Here is a 17753-nt window from a genome sequence, read left to right on the forward strand (position 1 = left end):
GGAAGCAGAATACCCGCCTACACGAGGGCGTCCGGCGACTTGTCCACACGGCTCGGCTTTAACCGCCGGCTACACCTGCAGCATCAGCGTGAGGATCTCGAACGGCTTGCATGCGAATACGAACCGCCGCTGAGTTTACTCAACGGGCGGTACAATCACAGGTGGATGAGGAAGGGCGAGACGCTGGCGATCGAATCGGCTGTTTGTGCGCTGTACTTGCGCGGCTCGCCGATCGGCGGTCGCGCCCCACGGCGCGCCTGGCCGCGCGTCGTTGCAAGGCTCTGCTCAGCGGAGCCCACCTTGGACCAGCTTGGCACGTGCCTGCTCATCGCTGGCTTATATGACGAAGCTTCTCTTCTCGGCGACCCCGGCGCGATCGAATGGGGGCTGCAACAGGTCGAGAGCGACAGGACGGTGACCGTTGTTTCGCCGACTTACCCCTCTCGCTGGTTGCAGGCACTCGGTTCGGCGGCTCCGCCGGCTCTGTGGCGCTTTGGCACACTCCCGCTTGCGCCCGCGGTCGGCGTTGCTGGCGGCCGTCAACTCAGCGCTCGTGAACTGCGCGCTGCAGCCGGGATCGGCGCTGCGCTGATGGCGCTCGGTCGGACTCTTGTTTCTGGCGGCGCTTCGGGCGCGGATCGCGCCGCAGCGGCGGGGGCGATCGCCTGCGGCACCGAGCCCCGCGTCATCGAGATCCTGCCATGCGGGGTCGATATGTGTTCGCTGCTCGAGGGCGCGTGCTCGCTGAGCGCGTCTGCGCCCGACGCGGAGTTCTCGACCGGCCAGGCGATGGAGCGCAACGCGCTGATCTACGCTTACGGCACGCACACGGTCGTGATCCGCCCGCGCTACCGCGTTGGCGGGACTTGGCACGGTGCGACCGACGCGCTGCGTCGCGACCTGAGCGTAGTCGGCGTATGGGGTCGCGGGGCCGACGCGGCCTCCGAGGCGCTGACGGCGCTGGGCGCGGTCCGTGTGCCTCGCGTTCGGGATCTGGCGGGGTTCCTGGCGACGAGTCCGCCGCAGCTGCAGCCGTGGCTGTTCGGGGCTGGCGTCGTGCGCGAGCGGTCAGCGAGCCCCGGCTGGCTGCTCCACGCGTAGAGCGTGGGTGATCGCGACGGCCAGCGCGTCTGCGACGTCGTCCGGCTTCGGCGGTTCGTCGAGGCTCAAGATCCTGGTGACCATGTAGCCCACCTGACGCTTGTCCGCGGCGCCGTTGCCGACCACGCTCTGCTTCACGACCGGCGGCGGGTACTCGACGCACGGCAGCCCTCTCTCTGCGGCCGCCAGCATCAGCACGCCCAGCGCCTTTGCCACGTCGAACGCCGTCGTCTGATTCTTCGCGAAGAACAGCCGCTCGGTCGCCACGCAGTCCGGCTTGATTCGGTCGATCAGCTCTAGCGCTCGCTCATGAACCATCAGCAGCCGCTCCCCGATTTCTATTCTCGGAGTTTGGATCAGTCCGTATTCGAGAGCCACGAGCCGCGAACCGGACTTCTGCACTGCGCCGAACCCGATGCGCTCCAGGCCCGGGTCGAAGCCGAGGACGATCACCTCTTGAACCTCCGCCTGATGTCGCTCTTGGGCATGACGATCGTGATCGGCCTGCCGTGCGGGCACAGGTACGGGTTTTCCGTCTCAGCCAGATCCCGCAGCAGCCGCTCCATCTCTGGGATCCCCAGCTTGTCGCCAGCCTTGACGGCCATCTTGCACGCGCAGAGGATGTACACCTCGTCTCTGGTCGGCACGAGGCAGCCTTGACCGCCTCCATCGACCAACTCGTCAACGAGGTCGCGCAGCACCTGCATCGGGTTCCTGTTGCGAACGACGGCCGGCACCGTCCGCACCAGAAACGTGTCGCTACCGAAGCGGTCCAGCTCGAATCCAACCGCCTTCAACTCGTCGAGCTTCTCCTCCAGCAACTCGGCGGAGCGCTTGTCGACCTGCAGCGTCTCAGGCGTCAGCAGCGGCTGGACCTCGATCGCAGCCGAGCCTCGAACCCGCCGTAGCATTTCGTAAAGAACGCGCTCGTGGGCGACGTGCTGATCGACGATGAGCAGCGCGTCGTCGTTCTCCGCGATGATGAACGTATCCGCTATCTGTGCCAGCACTCGCAGCCCGCGGAGCATGTCCGGCATCGTGCGGCTCTCGATTTCCAGGCTCGGCTCCCTGGCTGCGCCGAGCCTCTCGACGCCGAACCCTGTGGGCAGAGTGGCAACACCCGCCTGTCCAGGCTGCAAGGGCGAGTCGCCTGGATTTACACCGCGCAACTCGACGAGCGCCAAGTTGGCGGCTGCCAGCCCTTCCGCGTTCGGCACCATGCCGACCGCCAGCAGCCCCTCTCGCACGCTGCGCCGCACGGCGTCGAAGATCGCTCCGCTCTGGTGGAACCTCACCTCGCTCTTGGTCGGCGAGACGTTCACGTCCACCTGTGCCGGGTCGACGCGGATGTCCAAGATCGCTACCGGGTACCGCCTCTCGGGCGTGAGCGATCGGAAAGCCTGGTCGAGCGCGGCGATAATCGTTCGGGACCGTACTGGCCGTCCGTTGACGAAAATCCATTGGAAATTGCGATTCGGCTTTGTAAAGTGCGGCGGGCTGACGAACCCCCGCACCCGCGCTGTGCCGTTGAACGTATCCAGGGGCGCGAGCGCCTTGGCGACGTCTCTGCCCCAAACCTCGGCCAGCGCCGTGAGCGGATCGCCGCTGCCGGTCGTCTCGACGACCTCGATGCTGCCGTGCGACAGCCGGAACGCGACGTCAGGCCGTGCGACAGCGTACTTGGAGACGACCTCTACGCACGCCGCCAGCTCGGTCGCGTCAGTTCGCAGGAACTTGAGCCGCGCGGGGGTGTTGAAGAACAGATCCTCGACTCGAACGGTGGTGCCGCGCGACCCCGGTTCTCGGGTGGGTTCGCGCACCTCGCCCGCTTCAACCTCCACCACGCTCCGAACGCCGTCATCCTCCGCGCTGGAGATCGACATCACGGAGACGGAGGCGATCGACGGCAGCGCCTCTCCTCGGAACCCCAGCGTTGCGGCCTGGGCCAGATCGGCGGCGGTTCGGATCTTCGAGGTCGCGTGACGCTGTATCGCCAGCTGAATCTCGGCCAGGTCCATGCCAGCCCCGTCGTCAGCAACTTCGATGAGCCGCCTGCCGCTCTGATCCAACCTGATCGCGACCCGTGACGCACCTGCATCGAGCGCGTTCTCAACCAGCTCCTTGACGACGGACGCCGGGCGCTCGACCACCTCGCCAGCGGCGATCTGATTCACCGTGTGCGAGTCTAAGAGCCGTATCTTCTGAGCTTGAGTCTGCATGGGTAAGCAATTGGAGTGCGGAAGCCGACAATCTCTACTATAAGGACGCAACTCCCCAACGATGTGGAGTTGTGCCCGACATTACGAGCGATGTACACGTTTATAGGGATCATCGCAGGTTCGATCTGCGTCATCCTCGGCTTCATTATGGCCGACGGAGAAGTGATGATTTTGGTGCAGCCTGCGGAGTACCTCATCATCTTCGGCAGCACGCTCGGCATATTCCTCTCCTCGAACGGCATGAAGGTCATGCAGCAGACGATGCAGCAGATGAAGGGGCTGCTCAAGCCGGAGCTGACCAAGCAGCACTACCTCGATGTGCTGAAGATGATGTACGAGCTGTTCTCGATTGCGCGCAAGGAAGGGCTCTTAGGTCTCGAGTCGCACGTCGAGCATCCAGAGGAAAGCGAGATATTCAAGAACTATCCGACGTTCCTGGCCAACCACCACGCCGTTTGCTTTTTCACCGACACGATGAAGGTCATCCTCACGGGCGCGGTCGGGCCGCACGACCTTTCTGAGATGATGGAGGTCGATCTGGAGACGACGAACGAAGAGGAGGTGCAGCCGGGCGAGTCTGTTCAGAACGTTGCGGACGCGTTGCCGGCTATTGGCATAGTCGCCGCGGTCCTCGGCATCATCATCACGATGGGGAAGATCGGAGGATCTGCGTCCGCGATCGGCCACGCAGTGGCGGCCGCTCTAGTTGGTACGTTTCTAGGCGTGTTCTTGGCGTACGTCGTTGCAGGCCCGCTGGGAAGGGCGCTGCTCCAGCGAGTCCGGCTCAACGGCCAGTACATGAAGTGCCTAAGCCACGCGCTGTTCAGCTTCGCCAGGGGGGAGTCTCCGATCACGTGCATCGAGTTCGCGCGGCGTAACATCGACCCGAGCGTCCGGCCAGGGTTCACCGAGTTGGAGCAAACGGTCAAGGGCAAGAAGCCCGCCTAGATTAGGAGTTTTTCATGCCAGAAGGCGTACCCATCATCATCAAGAGGAAGAAGGCGACCAAGCACCCCCACCACGGCGGAGCGTGGAAGGTCGCGTACGCCGACTTCATCACGGCGATGATGGCGTTCTTCATGGTGATGTGGATCATCGGCATGGACGACGACGATCGAATGACCATCCAGTCGTACTTCAAGGACCCGGTCGGATTCAGCAAGCAAGCTCCCAAAACCCCGTTCACGGTTGCGCCGGGTACCACGATGCCTGGAGGCCGTTTTAGCCCAGACTCCGGCCAGTCTATGATCGATCGGGACATGGAGTCGATGGAAGACGTGCGCAAGCAGCTGGAGAAGGAGTTCGAGGACGATCCTGAGCTGCGCGGGATGCTGGCCGATCACGCCGTAGAGATCAACGTGACTCCGGACGGGCTCGTTCTGGAGTTCATCGAGAACGAGATGAACGGCGAAGTGTTCTTCCTGCTTGGCAAAGAAGTTGTGCGTCCGCAGGCAAAGAAGGTGATGCTCAAGATCGCGCCGATTCTCGCCAATTCGGGCCGGCCGCTGATCATCGATGGCCATACGGACGCGCGACCGTTCCCAGGCACGGGGTACGACAACTTCGACCTAAGCCTCGACCGGGCGAACGCCGTTCGAACAGTTCTGCGGTCGGGCGGAGTCGAAGCAAGCCAAGTGTCGATGATCCGCGGCTTCGCGGACACCCGGCCCCGAGTGGTGGACGATCCGTTCCACTTCAGCAACCGGCGGGTCTCGATTCTGCTGCCGTATAAGTACAGAGAGCAGACCGTGTTCAGCGGTCTTCCGAGCGAGCTGCTGCGCGAGTCGACCGAGGGCATGTTCAGGCTGCCGCTCGATCTGGCCGGCCGGTAGCGCCCGGGGGCTGTGCAGAAAGTCCCCGAACTCGCGCGACGATCTCGAAGGCCGCTTCGTCCCGTACGCTGGACGGTTGCGACCCCGTCTTTGACATGGCAGACATCTGTGGGAACCTCTGGGACTACAACCTGGCTCGAGTCGTTGTCATCGACGTCTCGGACGATTACAGGCTTGCCCGCCCACCTCTCCCCTCCGACTGTTATCCGGTGCTCACGGAGCTTCGGCTGCCCACCTACCAACTATCGTCGTGCGTCACTAGCAAGAACCTGGTGGACGGATACCTGTACGATTGGCACCAGTCGCCTGACCTTCCCGACGGAGTCTGGTACGTTGGCGTGGTGCACAGCGGCCTTCTCCAGACCGGGCTTGGCGCCGAACTGCCCGAGCCTTGCCCGGGTGGCGGGCCTTCAGAGATCGAAAGGCGGGCTGGAGACGGTATCTAGCGAACTTGATCGGCGATCGCACGGCGGATCATTGCGTCCGCTACGTCGTCGCCGCTCACGTCGTAGTCGCCGGACTCGATCCGGGCCTTCAACTCGGCGATCATCTCCTCGCGGTCCGGCATGTCCATGACCTTGTGGGTGATCTCTTGGATGAGGTCTCTGTCAGTCAGCCGGATGACGGCTTCGTCGACCAGTGCGGATTCGGGGGTTACGTCGCTGGCGGACTCGGCGACCTTCTTCAACTGCTCTCGGGATATTCTCACGACAGACCTCCTGCGGGAAACGGTGCTTGATCTGGCAACCCGGCTGTCTTGGCTCGGCAAGACCCGTGGCTTTGCGTGATCGGAGTCGCCTCCGTCGTGCCCTGTTTCTTCAAGACCTATCGTCTCACCTTGCATAACGGCACATTGGACGAGGATCTTTAGGGCATCCCGAGCCTTTTCTTCGAACTCTCTGTAGAGTTAACCGGTCTTCGCAGCCCTGTGCCCGGGATCACGGTCTTGAGAATGGTGCTCTTGGCCGTGACGACCGCCTGTCTGACACCGGAGTCAGGATCGTTCGCCAAGTTGCTGAGCGGCTCCAGATACGATTCCAGAGCAATCTTTCCCAACGTCTGAACGACGATCTTGCGAACCGCTGCATCGTCCGAGTCAAGCAAGGCGAGCAGCGCCTCGTCATCTTCCGGCGGGTACATGCTGATCGTCATAGCCAGGTGCTCTGCATACGCCCCTTCGGCGCTGGGAATCGAGCCCACCAGTGCATCGCCGAACTCGTTTTCGCTCCACGCACCGATCTCATACGGACTTCTCGACCGCGCGATCCTGATGAAGTAAGCCGCCCCCTCGCGCAGTTCGGAGTCTTCATCATTGAAGATGCTCAGCGCCTCGTACCACAGGGGCATAGGATAGTGACCCATTCCTATCGACGACTTGGTCGACGTCTGGATACTCGGCATGCCTCGGAAGAAGTGCTCGTAGCTCCCGGTCGTCTGATCGCAGAGCAGTTCGGATGCGTACGCTGCGACTCCAGAATCGTGGCTCGCCATCAGTCGTTCGAGGCCTGCCCAGCCTGTAGACCCCTGTGATTCGTACTCATACAGCTCGACCCACTCGGCAGACGTGACAGTAGTTGATACAGCGTACGGATCGTAGTATTGCCAATCGGACAGCGACTGCATCTTCCTCGCCGCAGCGTAGAACGCGGCAAAGAACGCGACGACTACGACCGCACCGATAATCAGACCCCGCGTCATGTTCTAGCCTCACGCTCATTATAGGGCCGATTAGCGAGAACCGGCGATAAAGCCCCGGCAGACCGGCGCCGGGCTACCGCATATACCTCTCAAACCACGCCTGCAGGTACAGCTGCTGCAGCATCCGGTGGCTCGGGCGGCGCCAGCCGTGGTACTCCTCCGGCATCCGCACGAGCAGCGTCTCCTTCTTCAGCTTCTTCAGCGCGCGGTAGTACTCCTCGCTCTGGGTCATCGGCGTTCGCAGGTCCGCCTCGCCGGTCATCACCATCGTCGGGGTCGTGACGTTGCCGACCAGGCTCAGCGGCGAGCGCGCGTGGTACTCCATCGGATCCTCCCACGGATAGCTCTCGAACTGCCGGTACCAGCTCGCCCCGTCCGTCGTCCCGACGAACGACGCCCAGTTGATCACCGGACGCATCGAGACCGCCGCCGCAAAGCGGCCCGTGTGCCCGACGATCCACGCGGTCAGCACGCCGCCCCCGCTACCGCCGCAGACGAACATGTTGTCCTCGTCCACGACCCCCGTCGCGATCGCAGCGTCCACGCCCGCCATCAGGTCGTCGTAGTCCTTGCCGGGGTACGAGAACTGGATGCCGTTCACGAACTCCTGGCCGTATCCGGTCGAGCCGCGCGGGTTGGTGAACAGCACCGCGTAGCCGTTCGCCGCGAAGTTCTGGAACGTCCAACTGAACCCGACCGTGTACATCGACCACGGCCCGCCGTGGATCCACAGCACCATCGGGTACTTCTTGCCCTCCTCGTAGTTCGCGGGCCTGATCAGCCAGCCTTGCGCGCGGACGCCGTCCGGCGCTTCGAACCACAGCTCCTGCGCTTGGCCGAGAGTGACGCCTTCTAGAACGTCGGAGTTGACGTCCACGAGCATTCTCATTTCGTCGTCTTCGACGTTGAAAGTGACGAGTTGGCCGGGGGTCGTGAAGTCCGAGCGAACGGTCGCGACCTGCCCGCCCTTCGAGATCGAGAGCCCGCTCAGCCTGTGGACCCCCTCAGTCACTTGGCGCACGTCGCCCGAGATGGAGGCGAAGTGGATTTGAGTGCTGCCAGCCGCAGCCATCGTGAAGTACACGCCCGAGCTGTCATCCGCCCAAGTGACGCTCCCTGGCGAGTTCGGCAGGTCGCCCGCGAGGGTCTTCTTGCCCCTGCCGCGCCGATCCATCATGTAGAGGTGCGAGAGCGTGCTCGTGAAGTTCTCGTCGTCGTAGCCGGTGTAGGCGATCCAACGACCGTCGGGAGAAATGCGCTGCCCGCGGTCGGGGCCGTTGCGGTCGGTCAGCGGGGTGACTTCCAGGCTAGCAAGGTCGATCGCGTAGATCTCGCTGTCGCCGCGCAGGTACTCGGCCTCGGGCTTGAGGATCCCGGATATGTAGATCGTCTCGCCGTCGGCGGACCACTGCGGGTCGCCGTGGTTGTAGTCGCCGCTCGTGATCTTGCGCGGAGTGCCGCCCAGGATCGCGCCGATCGTGTAGACGTGCGTGAAGCCGGGCCGACGGTAGCCGCTGCCGTCGCGCTGCCAGGCGAGCCGGTCTACGATGATAGCCGGCGCCGCCCACTGCGCCCCTTTGGGCCTCTTCGGCAGCTTGACCGGCAACGGCGACTCCGTGTCCGGCACGAACGACGTGAACGCGATCCGCTTGCCGTCCGGCGACCACTTTATCGAGCTCGGCGCGCGCTCTAAGTGCGTCAGTTGCGCGACCTCGCGCGTGTCCATCCACATCACGTGAAGCTGGCTCGTGCCGTCGCGGTCGGAGATGAACGCGATCTGGGCGCCGTCCGGCGACCATACCGGGCTGGAGTCTCTCCAGTCGCCGTGCGTCAGCTCCCTCACCCTCTCTCCGTCGACGTCCACCATCCAAAGGTTGCTGCGCGAGCGGTCGGCCATCTTGTCCACGTACCCTCGCGTGAAAAGGATGAGTTCGCCGTCCGGTGAGATGTTCGGGCTTCGGATCGACTCCATCTCCATGTAGGTGTCCATCGTCAGCAGGCCGTCTTGGGCGAAGGCCGTGCCCGCCGTCAGGATCAGCACGACCGTTAAGGATCCAATAATAGTTTTCATCTGTGTACTCCGGGCTGTCGGAGGGGAGTATACGTCGCACGGGGCTGACGCTTGTTCCTGACGCTGGCTTCGCTGACTCTGGTTCCTGTCGCTCGTGCCTGACACGCGTTTCTGACGCTCGTTCCTGGTCACTCAGCGAAGCGCGAGACGGCCTACAGGCGACAGTCAGGAACGAAACCTTTTTCGTGCTCCCACCTAATCATTTGGGCCGAGGCTGGAGCTACTTCGTACACTTGGGTTAGAATGAGTCATGGCTAAGAGTCGCAAGACTGGAAGAGTCAGGAGAGCAGCGACAACTTCATCGGTGAGCCGACGCACGGCCCATAAGGAGACCGCAACAAGAAAGAAGATTGATTTGATTCTTTCAAATCTCGGTTGGGAGTGTGATGAAGACAAGAAGGCGTGCAATGTCTTCACCGAGCGACCGAAAACGACAGCGCAAAAGAAGGCTCTCAAGGGAAAAGAGCCCGATTACGTGCTGTATGAGTCCGGTACGGATCGTGCGATCGCAATCATAGAAGCAAAGCGACCAGGGGAAACTCTTGACGCCGCGATTAAGAAGGCGAGCGAGGAGTACGCTGAACCGCTCGATGTAAATATCATCTTCGCTGCAGACGGCGGCATCGTCGAGTCGTTCGACCGCCGCTCAGGATCTTCGCTCTATCTTGACGAGGAGCCGATAACTGACTTATTGCCCGAGTCGTTGCTCCTGCGCTTCGCGAACGACGGGCCGACTCTTGCGACTCCGCCAAAGAACATTCAGACGAAGCAGGAACTCATTCGCATTTTCGCACAGGCCAATGATCTGCTCCGCAAGGAGGGGCTGCGGGAAGGCCTCGAGAGGTTTAGCGAGTTCTCGAACCTCCTCTTCTTGAAACTCATCAGCGAGATCGAGGATGAGCGAGAAGCAAAGGGGGAGAAACGGAGACTAGAGAAGAAGTACTGCTGGGCTTCATTCGCGAAGAAGCCGGGCGATGAGATGCTCGATTACTTGAATGACACAGTCTTGCCGCGCTTGGTGGGCAAGTACAACCATAGTGGCGATGTCTTTCAGGATCGTCTTCAGATTGCAAGCGGCACTACCTTAGAGAATATCGTCAAGCGACTCTCAACGCTATCTCTGCTTGATGCCGCGTCTGACGTCAAGGGCGACGCGTTCGAGTATTTCCTCAAGCACTCCATCACCGTCGGCAATGACCTGGGCGAGTACTTCACCCCGCGCCACATCGTCCGCTTGATCGTCGAACTTGTCGACCCCAAATACAAGGAGACCGTGTACGATCCATGTTGCGGCACGGGTGGCTTCCTCATTGAGGCCTTCCATCATATTGCCCAGAAGGTCAAGCACACGCCGGAGACACGCCACTTCCTTCAAAAGAAGACAATTTATGGGCGAGAGCTGACAGGAACGGCCAGTATCGCGAAAATGAACATGATCCTAGCGGGCGACGGGCACACCAACATCGTGCAATGCGACACCCTCGAGGATCCCGTCAAGGGCGAGTATAACGTGGTTCTCACGAATTTTCCGTTCTCGCAAAAAACAGACTTTGCTGGTCAGTATGGCCTCAAGACGGAGGATGGCAATCCCGTATTCCTCAAACACGTCATCGACGCCTGCGCGAAGGGCGGGCGTGTCGGTGTCGTCGTGCCCGAAGGACTACTGTTCGCTGACACCGCACAATACGTCCGTGTACGTCGCATACTTACCGAGACATGCGAACTCGAAGCGGTCATTGCCCTGCATAACTTCGTCTTTCGTCCTTACACCGGACAACCGACTAGCATTCTGATTTTCAAAAAGGGAAAGTCCACTAAGTCAGTATGGTTCTACGATGTTGACGAGGATGGCTACGAAAAGACTTCGAGCAAAAATGGAAGACCGCCCATCCCCGGACCAAACCACTTGGTAGAGCTCCGTAGCATATGGAGCGAGAAGCCAGATAGTGACCGGTCTTTCTCGGTCCCGATCGAGACCATCAAGAAGTCGAATTACAAACTCTCCTACAGTTCGTATCGGCCAAAAGAGGATCGTGCCGACTGGGTTCCTTTGGGGGGCGAGGAAGGCCTCTGTACGCTGATGTTAGGTGCGACACCTTCCACCAAGGTGAAAGCCTATTATGGTGGAGAGCATCCTTGGGCAAAGATCAAAGATATGAAGTCGCGCTACGTGATGAAAACAGAAAAGCGCATAACAGATTTAGGCATCGAGGAATCTAGCGTGAAGAAGTTACCCACCGGTACCGTCCTTCTTAGCTTCAAACTTACGATAGGGAAAGTCGCGATCTCAGGGTGCGACTTGTACACCAATGAGGCCATTGTAGGTCTCATTCCGAAGGACAAGCGGGTTCTGCCCGAGTATTTGTATCACATCCTCCCTTCAATTGACCTACGGGCATATATGCAACCAGCCGCAAAAGGCTTGACACTCAACAAGAGCATCCTGAAGACCATACGCATTCCGCTGCCGTCGCTGCCAGAGCAGCGTAAATTCATAAAGAAGATGAATAACCTAGAAGCGAAAATCGTCAAGGCAAGAGAAGCTGCAAGGGACATGGAGAAAGATGCCCGAGACCTAGCCTATGGTGTTATTCAAAGATAGCGCTCGGGTGGCTGGGACAAGAACTCTCGAAAACACTAATCTTGGGCATGGCGCCCCCCCCCCCTCCTGCGCTGGCACGTACAACCAGTGCAGGAGGGGCGGGAGTTGTCTCCAGCCCCAGCTTTGGCCTGCTCTGCTCCCTCTTGGCCTTCACGTCGTCAGACATGGTGATCAGTTTGGGGAAGTCGCGGGGGAAGCCGTTTTCTCCTGGCCGTTCTGCGCGACCCAGTACAATACGGGCGAGCCACAGACCCATGTACCGATACGTCCGACTCGGGAAGCTCCCGCGCAAGAAGCACATACAGTTCCGTCAGCCCGACGGCTCGCTCTACGCCGAGCAGATGTTCAGCACCCGAGGCTTCGACGGCCCGCTGAGCACGATGTACCACATCAACCTCCCGACGGAGTGCAAAGCGTGGGAGGACAAGGGCCCCTGCGAGCCGAACTACCTGAAGGCCGAGCCGCTGCGCCACCGCCACCTCAAGACCTCGGGGATCGAGCCGCACGGGGACGCCGTCACGGGGCGAGTCCCGCTCATGGGCAACAGCGACGTGATCTGGAACCACGTCAACGTCGCCGAGCAGATGGAGCGGTACTACAAGAACGCCGAGATGGACGAGGTGCTGTTCATCCACGACGGCAGCGGCACGCTCGAGTCGATGTACGGCGACGTCGAGATCCGCGAGGGCGACTACCTGGTCATCCCACGCGGCACGATCTACCGCCTGCGCTTCGACAAGCTCCCGGTGCGGATGATCTCGATCGAGAGCCACGGCCCGGTCACCGTCCCGCGCCGCTACCGCAACGAGTACGGCCAACTGCTAGAGCACGCGCCGTTCACCGAGCGCGACTTCCGGCCGCCGCACGAGCTGAAGACCTTCGACGAGAAGGGCGACTTCGAGGTCTTGGTCAAAGCAAGACAGAGGTACACGCTCTACACCCACCCCTTCCACCCGTTCGACATCGTCGGCTGGGACGGCTACGTCTACCCGATGGCGTTCTCCATCCACGACTTCCAGCCGATCACCGGCACGATCCATATGCCGCCGCCGACCCACCAGACGTTCCACGGACACAACTTCGTCATCTGCTCCTTCTGCCCGCGGGCGCTCGACACCCACCCCGAGGCGGTCGTCGTGCCGTACTACCACTCGAACGTTGACAGCGACGAGGTCATGTACTACGTCAACACCAAGTACAAGGCGCGCAAAGACATCGAGGAGGGCTCGATCACCGTCCACCCGCTCGGCATCCCCCACGGCCCCCAGCCCGGCATGGTCGAGAAGGCGATCGGCCAGACCCGCACCGAGGAGCTCGTCGTCATGCTCGACACCTTCAAGCCGCTCTGGATGACCGAGGAGTCGCTCAAGATCGAGGACCCGAGCTACTGGGAGAGCTGGAAGACGCACTAGGGGGGCGTCGGCCTGCTGCGCTGTCGCCCGCTTTGCTGTCGTCCGCTGCGCTGTCGTCTGGCTTTGCCGTCGTCCGGTCGAGTGAAAGTCAAACCGGGTGACGATCAGGCGACCACTTGGCGACTACTTGGCGACGCACCATAAAGGCGACGCGAAGCAGACGACCACTTGGCGACGCACCGAAGAGGCGACCACTAGGCGACGCCTCCAAAAGGGGCATAATCCCCCCATGGACGCGAACGAGTTCCGCGACATGTCGCTGATGGCTTTCCGCCTCGACGATCCGCCCGCTGAAATCGTCAGCGATCTCGGACGCGAGGTGAACCCGGATTCAGAAGCGATGAACGGCGTCCTGTCGGAGAAGCCGTGGAGCATGGTGCCGAGCGACGCGCTGGAGCGGAACGCCAAGAACATCGCCTCGATGACGGTCCCGGCGTTCACCTACTTCCTGCCGGCGTTCATGTGCGCCGCACTCCGCCAACCGGACGGTGAGTGCGCGACGTACTCGATGTACGCGCTATGTCCGCTGGCCAGCTTCGACACGTTCTATAAGACCACATGCTTGCTGTTTACGCCCGAACAGGCGGGCGTTGTCGCGAAGTTCCTACTCGAACTGCAGCATGATCCCAGCTTTACGCTCTTCGACGAGGAGATCCAGCCGGCTCTGGAGCTGTGGCACAAGCGCTCGATGGGCGGTTAGCCGCCGCCCCGCCTGTCGCGTGGGTTGTCCCCGCGACTGAGCGTGATGTCGAGCCGTGCGGGCTGGCTGAGCGCGGACATAGCTAGGTAGTCCTCACGGTACTTCATGGCCCTGATGAGCGCCCATTCGTATTTGGCGGCGTCCTTCAGATCGGTCATGCCGGTCTGCTCGACCAAGTCGCGCAGGTACTCGCCGAGCGGATCGAGCTTGCCGGTGTTGACCTTGCGGTCCATCATCGTCGCCAAACCGGCCTCGCTCTTGAAGATGTCCTTGACCAGGCACTTCATCTCTCGGCCCCCGACCTCGACGACGATCTCGTCGTCCGCCGGATAATAGTTATCGCGGGCGGTGAGAATCTGGCAGACGTTGAACTCGTCGCTGAGCTGGCCGGCTCTTTGGAAGACGGCGATCAACCGTTTGTCGTGGATGATGCGCTGGTTGGCGTCGGGACCGTGCAACTCTGCGCCGACCGTCGGATCGGCGACTACCAGCACGCCGTCGTCGGTCACGTCGAGGCCGAACCGGCGAAAGTTCCCCTCGAACTCTTCGGGGTACTCGGTCTTCATACGGAGCATGACCTGCCCGAGCGAGCCTGCGCCTTCGCTCAGGGCGGCGAACTGGATGAACCCGACCGAAACGAATCCGGTGTCGTATGTGTTGACCGAATCAAAGCCCCCCTCCAGGAGCGACACCGCGGCGAAAACCCGCTGCTGGTCTACGGGGATGCCCGCCCTTTGGTACAGGAGGTTGATGTAGTCGGGTCCGCGATCTGCTGCCTTGGTGCCGAAGCTGCGAACGCCCTTTTCATTGCGGAAGTAAGCATACTTGTCCGGCACGCCAACGTGGTCTTGGTACTCGATCGTTGCGTCGTCGAACCGTATGGTGTGCGCGTATGGGATCGCGATGTGGAAGAAGTTTGGCGGCGCAGCGATGAGGCCGGCCAGGTCGGCGGGCATTTCGCCGGGGGCTGGCGCTTCGCTTCCGTCTCGTATTGGGATCGCATCGCCCGTTTCGATGGCGTTCTGTACCTCCGCCTCGATTTCAGCGAGCAAGCGGTCCCGCGCCACGCGGGCGTTCAGCCAGTTGTCCCAGCGCAATTGCTGCTCGTTCTCAGCCTCTGGAGTGATCGTCGGAATGACCTTGCCGTCGCTGCGCAGGCGGTAGAACTCGCGGATCCACAGCGAGCCTTCGGGCGTGTACTTTGCGAACCAGATGTCGGTACCGTCGACCTCGCCGAGCGGTTTGGCCTCGTAGCGTCCGGGCTGCGACCAGTACTCGACGACGGCAGCGCGCTCCTCTAGCGTGAAGCTGCTCTCCGGTGCTGGCGCGGGTGAGGGAATCGCGGGTGCGACCACCGCGAAGGCCAGTGCTGGGACGATCCGGTATCGGGACATCGGTATCTTCATACTCGGTCGGAAGCCCTCATAGTTTACGACGAAAGACGCTGGATTACGGTGCGAAGTGGCACCGAGTGCTGCGGACTCATGGCTGCCCCGCCCACACATCGGGACAACCATGCCACACGATCGGCAGTTGACGGTTGGCAGTTGGCAGTTGGCAGCTGACGGTTTGCGGAGAGGGTCGAGGTACAGGACAAATCCGAACCAACCCGAACAAAGCCGAACATGAACCGAACGCGGCAAGCCGCCGCGATCCAAAACTAGTTGTGCTTTGCGGCTTTCACTCGGTTCATGGCGCGGTCTAGCTCGGCCACGGCCTGCTGGCTGGTGACGCCGGAGACCTCTCCGCGCAAGGCTCGGCGAGCCTCTTCGAGCGCCTTCTCAGCGCGCTCAATGTCGATATCTGTCGACCGTTCGGCCGTGTCGGCGAGGATGATCGCGCCGTCGCCGCTCATCTCGAGAAAACCTCCGCCGATCGAGACGTACTGTCTCTGGTCGCTGGCGGTGACGAACTCGACGATGCCGGTCTTGAGCGCGACGATCGAGGCCTCGTGGCCCGCGAGCACGCCCAGATAGCCGTTCTCCCCCGGCGCGATGAAGGACACCACCATGTCTTCGAACACGGTGCGGTCTGGCGCTACGACTGACAGCTTGAACTCTTTCGCCACTGCTTAAACCGCTTCCAGCTTCTTCGCCTTCTCGTGGAGGTCCTCGATGCCGCCGCAGTACAGGAACGCCTGCTCCGGCACATGATCGAGGTTGCCGTCGACGATCTCCTTGAAGGCGGTCACCGTTTCGTCGATCGTGACGTACCGTCCTGGGTTGCCGGTGAACTGCTCTGCGACGAAGTTCGGCTGCGAGAGGAACCGCTCGATCTTTCTGGCGCGGGCGACGGCCAGCTTGTCGTCGTCGCTCAGCTCGTCGATGCCCAGAATGGCGATGATGTCCTGCAGCTCCCTGTACCGCTGTAAGACCTGCTGCACCTGCGTGGCGACGTCGTAGTGCTCTTGCCCAACGACCGCCGGGTCGAGGTTCTTGGACGTCGACGCCAGCGGGTCGACTGCCGGGTATAGGCCCTTCGAAGCGATCGAGCGCTCCAGGTACACGTACGCGTCGAGGTGGCTGAACGTGGTCGCCGGCGCGGGGTCGGTCGGATCGTCGGCAGGGACGTAGACGGCTTGGACCGAGGTGACCGAGCCTTTGCTCGTCGACGTGATGCGCTCCTGCAGGAAGCCCATCTCGGTGGCGAGCGTCGGCTGGTAGCCGACCGCGCTCGGCATTCGACCGAGCAGCGCCGACACCTCGGAGCCCGCTTGGACGAACCGGAAGATGTTGTCCACGAAGATAAGCACGTCGGTGCCCATTTCGTCGCGGAAGTACTCAGCCATCGTGAGCGCGGTGAGAGCGACCCGGAGGCGCGCACCGGGGGGCTCGTTCATCTGGCCGAACACCATCGCGGTCTTGTCGAGCACCGCCTTCTCGACGCCGTCGACGTCCTTGAACTTCGTGCTTTGCATCTCGAGCCAGAGGTCGTTCCCTTCGCGGGTGCGCTCGCCGACTCCGGCGAAGACGGACACGCCTGACGCCTCGACGGCGATGTTGCGGATCAGCTCCTGGATGAGCACCGTCTTGCCGAGGCCCGCGCCGCCGAACAGCCCGATCTTGCCGCCCTTGTTGAACGGCACCAGCAGGTCGACGACCTTCAGGCCGGTCTGCAAAAGCTCGACCTTCACGCTCTGATCGGTGAAGACGGGCGGCTTCCGGTGAATGCTGTTGTACTGGGTCGCGTTGACCGGGCCTTTGTCGTCGATAGGCTCGCCGAGCAGGTTGAACACGCGCCCGAGGGTCGCTTCGCCGACCGGCACCCTGATAGCATCGCCGCTGTCTTCGGCAGGCATTCCTCGCACGAGCCCGTCGGTGCTCGCGAGGGCGACCGTGCGGACCATGCCGTCGCCCAGGTGCTGGGCCACCTCGCAGACGAGGTTGATGTCGCGTTCCGGGTCTTTGATGGTGATCGCGTTGTTCAGTTCGGGGAGCGAGCCGGTGCTGAACAGCACGTCCACGATCGGGCCCATGACTTGAACGACGGTGCCGGCGCTAGGCATTCTTTTCCAGGTTCCTCCAGGCGTCCGGCAGCGTAGCCGAACGGGGCGGATTCTACCTGTGCGATCAGGGGTTCGGTTGGCGGCTATGGGCCCAGGATCGGCCGGGTAAAATCAACCTAATTACCCGCGCTACTGTATAAATAGTTAGGTTTGGTCACCCGGCACGGGGTGGAGTACGACTGCGATGAAAGGATTTTTCCGATGGCTCAAGGCTCTGTTCCACAACACCATGGCCAACCTGGAAGATCCAGATGTCATGCTGGATCGGGCTCGGCGCGATATGCAAGAAGCGCTGGTGCAGAAAAGAGAGAAGGCCGTCCAGTCGATCACTCAAAAGAACCGCCTGCAACAGATGCTCGACCAGTCTGAGGCGAAAATAGCGATTGCAACTGCTGTTATCATCTTAGTCATCGTATTCGCGTTTCTCCTTGGTGCAATAGCTTTCCGCTGACTGAACGCATATGCGGTACGACGACCTTGAGGCCTGCCAAGTTCTGGTTCACCGACACTGAAGCGTAAATTCTCTTAAACTCGGCTTCTGCTACTTGCTTTTCGCTTCCAGGGTGCTCCTTTTGGACCACAAGGCAGAGGGTCGGATCGGCCCAATCCTGGC

16 protein-coding genes and 1 riboswitch are annotated in these 17753 nt (G+C 61.6%); of the genes, 8 read left to right on the forward strand and 8 right to left on the reverse strand.

Translation table 11 applies throughout. The annotated features are described in order from the left end of the window. Positions 1-165 precede the first annotated feature (165 nt). Positions 166-1101, forward strand: a complete 936-nt coding sequence (locus IH944_09730) for a DNA-processing protein DprA (GenBank protein ID MCH7904831.1) — start codon at positions 166-168, stop codon at positions 1099-1101. On the opposite strand, the gene ruvC is transcribed toward IH944_09730, so the two are convergent. Next, a complete protein-coding gene (gene ruvC / locus IH944_09735) occupies positions 1069-1554 on the reverse strand; it encodes a crossover junction endodeoxyribonuclease RuvC (GenBank protein ID MCH7904832.1) in 486 nt (161 codons plus the stop codon). The two genes, IH944_09730 and ruvC, sit on opposite strands and share 33 nt — an antisense overlap. Then, complete coding sequence (gene mutL / locus IH944_09740; protein ID MCH7904833.1) at positions 1551-3320, reverse strand: DNA mismatch repair endonuclease MutL; 1770 nt, start codon at positions 3318-3320, stop codon at positions 1551-1553. Before mutL ends, ruvC begins: the two co-directional genes overlap by 4 nt. Positions 3321-3410: 90 nt before the next feature. Between mutL and motA the strand changes: the two genes are divergently transcribed. The 3 genes from motA (at position 3411) to IH944_09755 (ending at position 5598) form a co-directional block, all read left to right on the forward strand. Continuing rightward, complete coding sequence (gene motA, locus IH944_09745) at positions 3411-4268, forward strand: flagellar motor stator protein MotA (GenBank protein MCH7904834.1); 858 nt, start codon at positions 3411-3413, stop codon at positions 4266-4268. A gap of 14 nt (positions 4269-4282) precedes the next feature. Beyond that, the gene (locus IH944_09750) at positions 4283-5152 is read left to right on the forward strand and encodes an OmpA family protein (protein MCH7904835.1); all 870 of its coding nucleotides are present in this window, start codon (positions 4283-4285) and stop codon (positions 5150-5152) included. 95 nt (positions 5153-5247) lie between these two features. Beyond that, positions 5248-5598 carry a hypothetical protein gene (locus IH944_09755; protein ID MCH7904836.1) on the forward strand — a complete coding sequence of 117 codons (351 nt, stop codon included), beginning with the start codon at positions 5248-5250 and terminating at the stop codon, positions 5596-5598. Here IH944_09755 and IH944_09760 read toward each other — a convergent pair. The 3 genes from IH944_09760 to IH944_09770 form a co-directional block, all read right to left on the reverse strand. Next, positions 5595-5861, reverse strand: coding sequence for a flagellar biosynthesis anti-sigma factor FlgM (locus IH944_09760; GenBank protein ID MCH7904837.1), 267 nt, complete (start codon positions 5859-5861; stop codon positions 5595-5597). The two genes, IH944_09755 and IH944_09760, sit on opposite strands and share 4 nt — an antisense overlap. 30 nt (positions 5862-5891) lie before the next feature. Continuing rightward, a riboswitch (cyclic di-GMP riboswitch) is annotated at positions 5892-5972 on the reverse strand. A 47-nt stretch (positions 5973-6019) separates the two neighbouring features. Further along, positions 6020-6850, reverse strand: a complete 831-nt coding sequence (locus IH944_09765) for a HEAT repeat domain-containing protein (GenBank protein MCH7904838.1) — start codon at positions 6848-6850, stop codon at positions 6020-6022. A 73-nt stretch (positions 6851-6923) separates the two neighbouring features. Beyond that, positions 6924-8921, reverse strand: a complete 1998-nt coding sequence (locus IH944_09770; GenBank protein ID MCH7904839.1) for a S9 family peptidase — start codon at positions 8919-8921, stop codon at positions 6924-6926. Positions 8922-9171: 250 nt separating this feature from the next. Here IH944_09770 and IH944_09775 point away from each other — a divergent pair, with 250 nt between their 5' ends. The 3 genes from IH944_09775 (at position 9172) to IH944_09785 (ending at position 13635) form a co-directional block, all read left to right on the forward strand. Then, positions 9172-11523: an N-6 DNA methylase gene (locus IH944_09775; GenBank protein ID MCH7904840.1), complete on the forward strand. Its 2352-nt coding sequence runs from the start codon at positions 9172-9174 to the stop codon at positions 11521-11523. Between the two features lie 254 nt (positions 11524-11777). After that, on the forward strand, positions 11778-12935 hold the full coding sequence (locus IH944_09780) for a homogentisate 1,2-dioxygenase (GenBank protein ID MCH7904841.1): 1158 nt from the start codon (positions 11778-11780) through the stop codon (positions 12933-12935). A 229-nt stretch (positions 12936-13164) separates the two neighbouring features. Next, on the forward strand, positions 13165-13635 hold the full coding sequence (locus IH944_09785) for a hypothetical protein (GenBank protein MCH7904842.1): 471 nt from the start codon (positions 13165-13167) through the stop codon (positions 13633-13635). Here the strand turns inward: IH944_09785 and IH944_09790 are convergent. From IH944_09790 to atpD, 3 genes are all read right to left on the reverse strand, one after another. Further along, a complete protein-coding gene (locus tag IH944_09790; GenBank protein MCH7904843.1) occupies positions 13632-15029 on the reverse strand; it encodes a hypothetical protein in 1398 nt (465 codons plus the stop codon). The genes IH944_09785 and IH944_09790 overlap by 4 nt on opposite strands. 266 nt (positions 15030-15295) lie before the next feature. After that, positions 15296-15703 carry an ATP synthase F1 subunit epsilon gene (gene atpC, locus IH944_09795; protein ID MCH7904844.1) on the reverse strand — a complete coding sequence of 136 codons (408 nt, stop codon included), beginning with the start codon at positions 15701-15703 and terminating at the stop codon, positions 15296-15298. A 3-nt stretch (positions 15704-15706) separates the two neighbouring features. Beyond that, positions 15707-17140, reverse strand: coding sequence for a F0F1 ATP synthase subunit beta (gene atpD, locus IH944_09800; GenBank protein ID MCH7904845.1), 1434 nt, complete (start codon positions 17138-17140; stop codon positions 15707-15709). Between the two features lie 184 nt (positions 17141-17324). Here atpD and IH944_09805 point away from each other — a divergent pair, with 184 nt between their 5' ends. Continuing rightward, positions 17325-17591: a PspA/IM30 family protein gene (locus IH944_09805; GenBank protein ID MCH7904846.1), complete on the forward strand. Its 267-nt coding sequence runs from the start codon at positions 17325-17327 to the stop codon at positions 17589-17591. The last annotated feature ends 162 nt before the right edge of the window (positions 17592-17753 follow it).

It is taken from the genome of Armatimonadota bacterium, from assembly GCA_022563855.1.
In the GTDB taxonomy this organism is placed as follows: domain Bacteria; phylum Armatimonadota; class Fimbriimonadia; order Fimbriimonadales; family Fimbriimonadaceae; genus JADFMN01.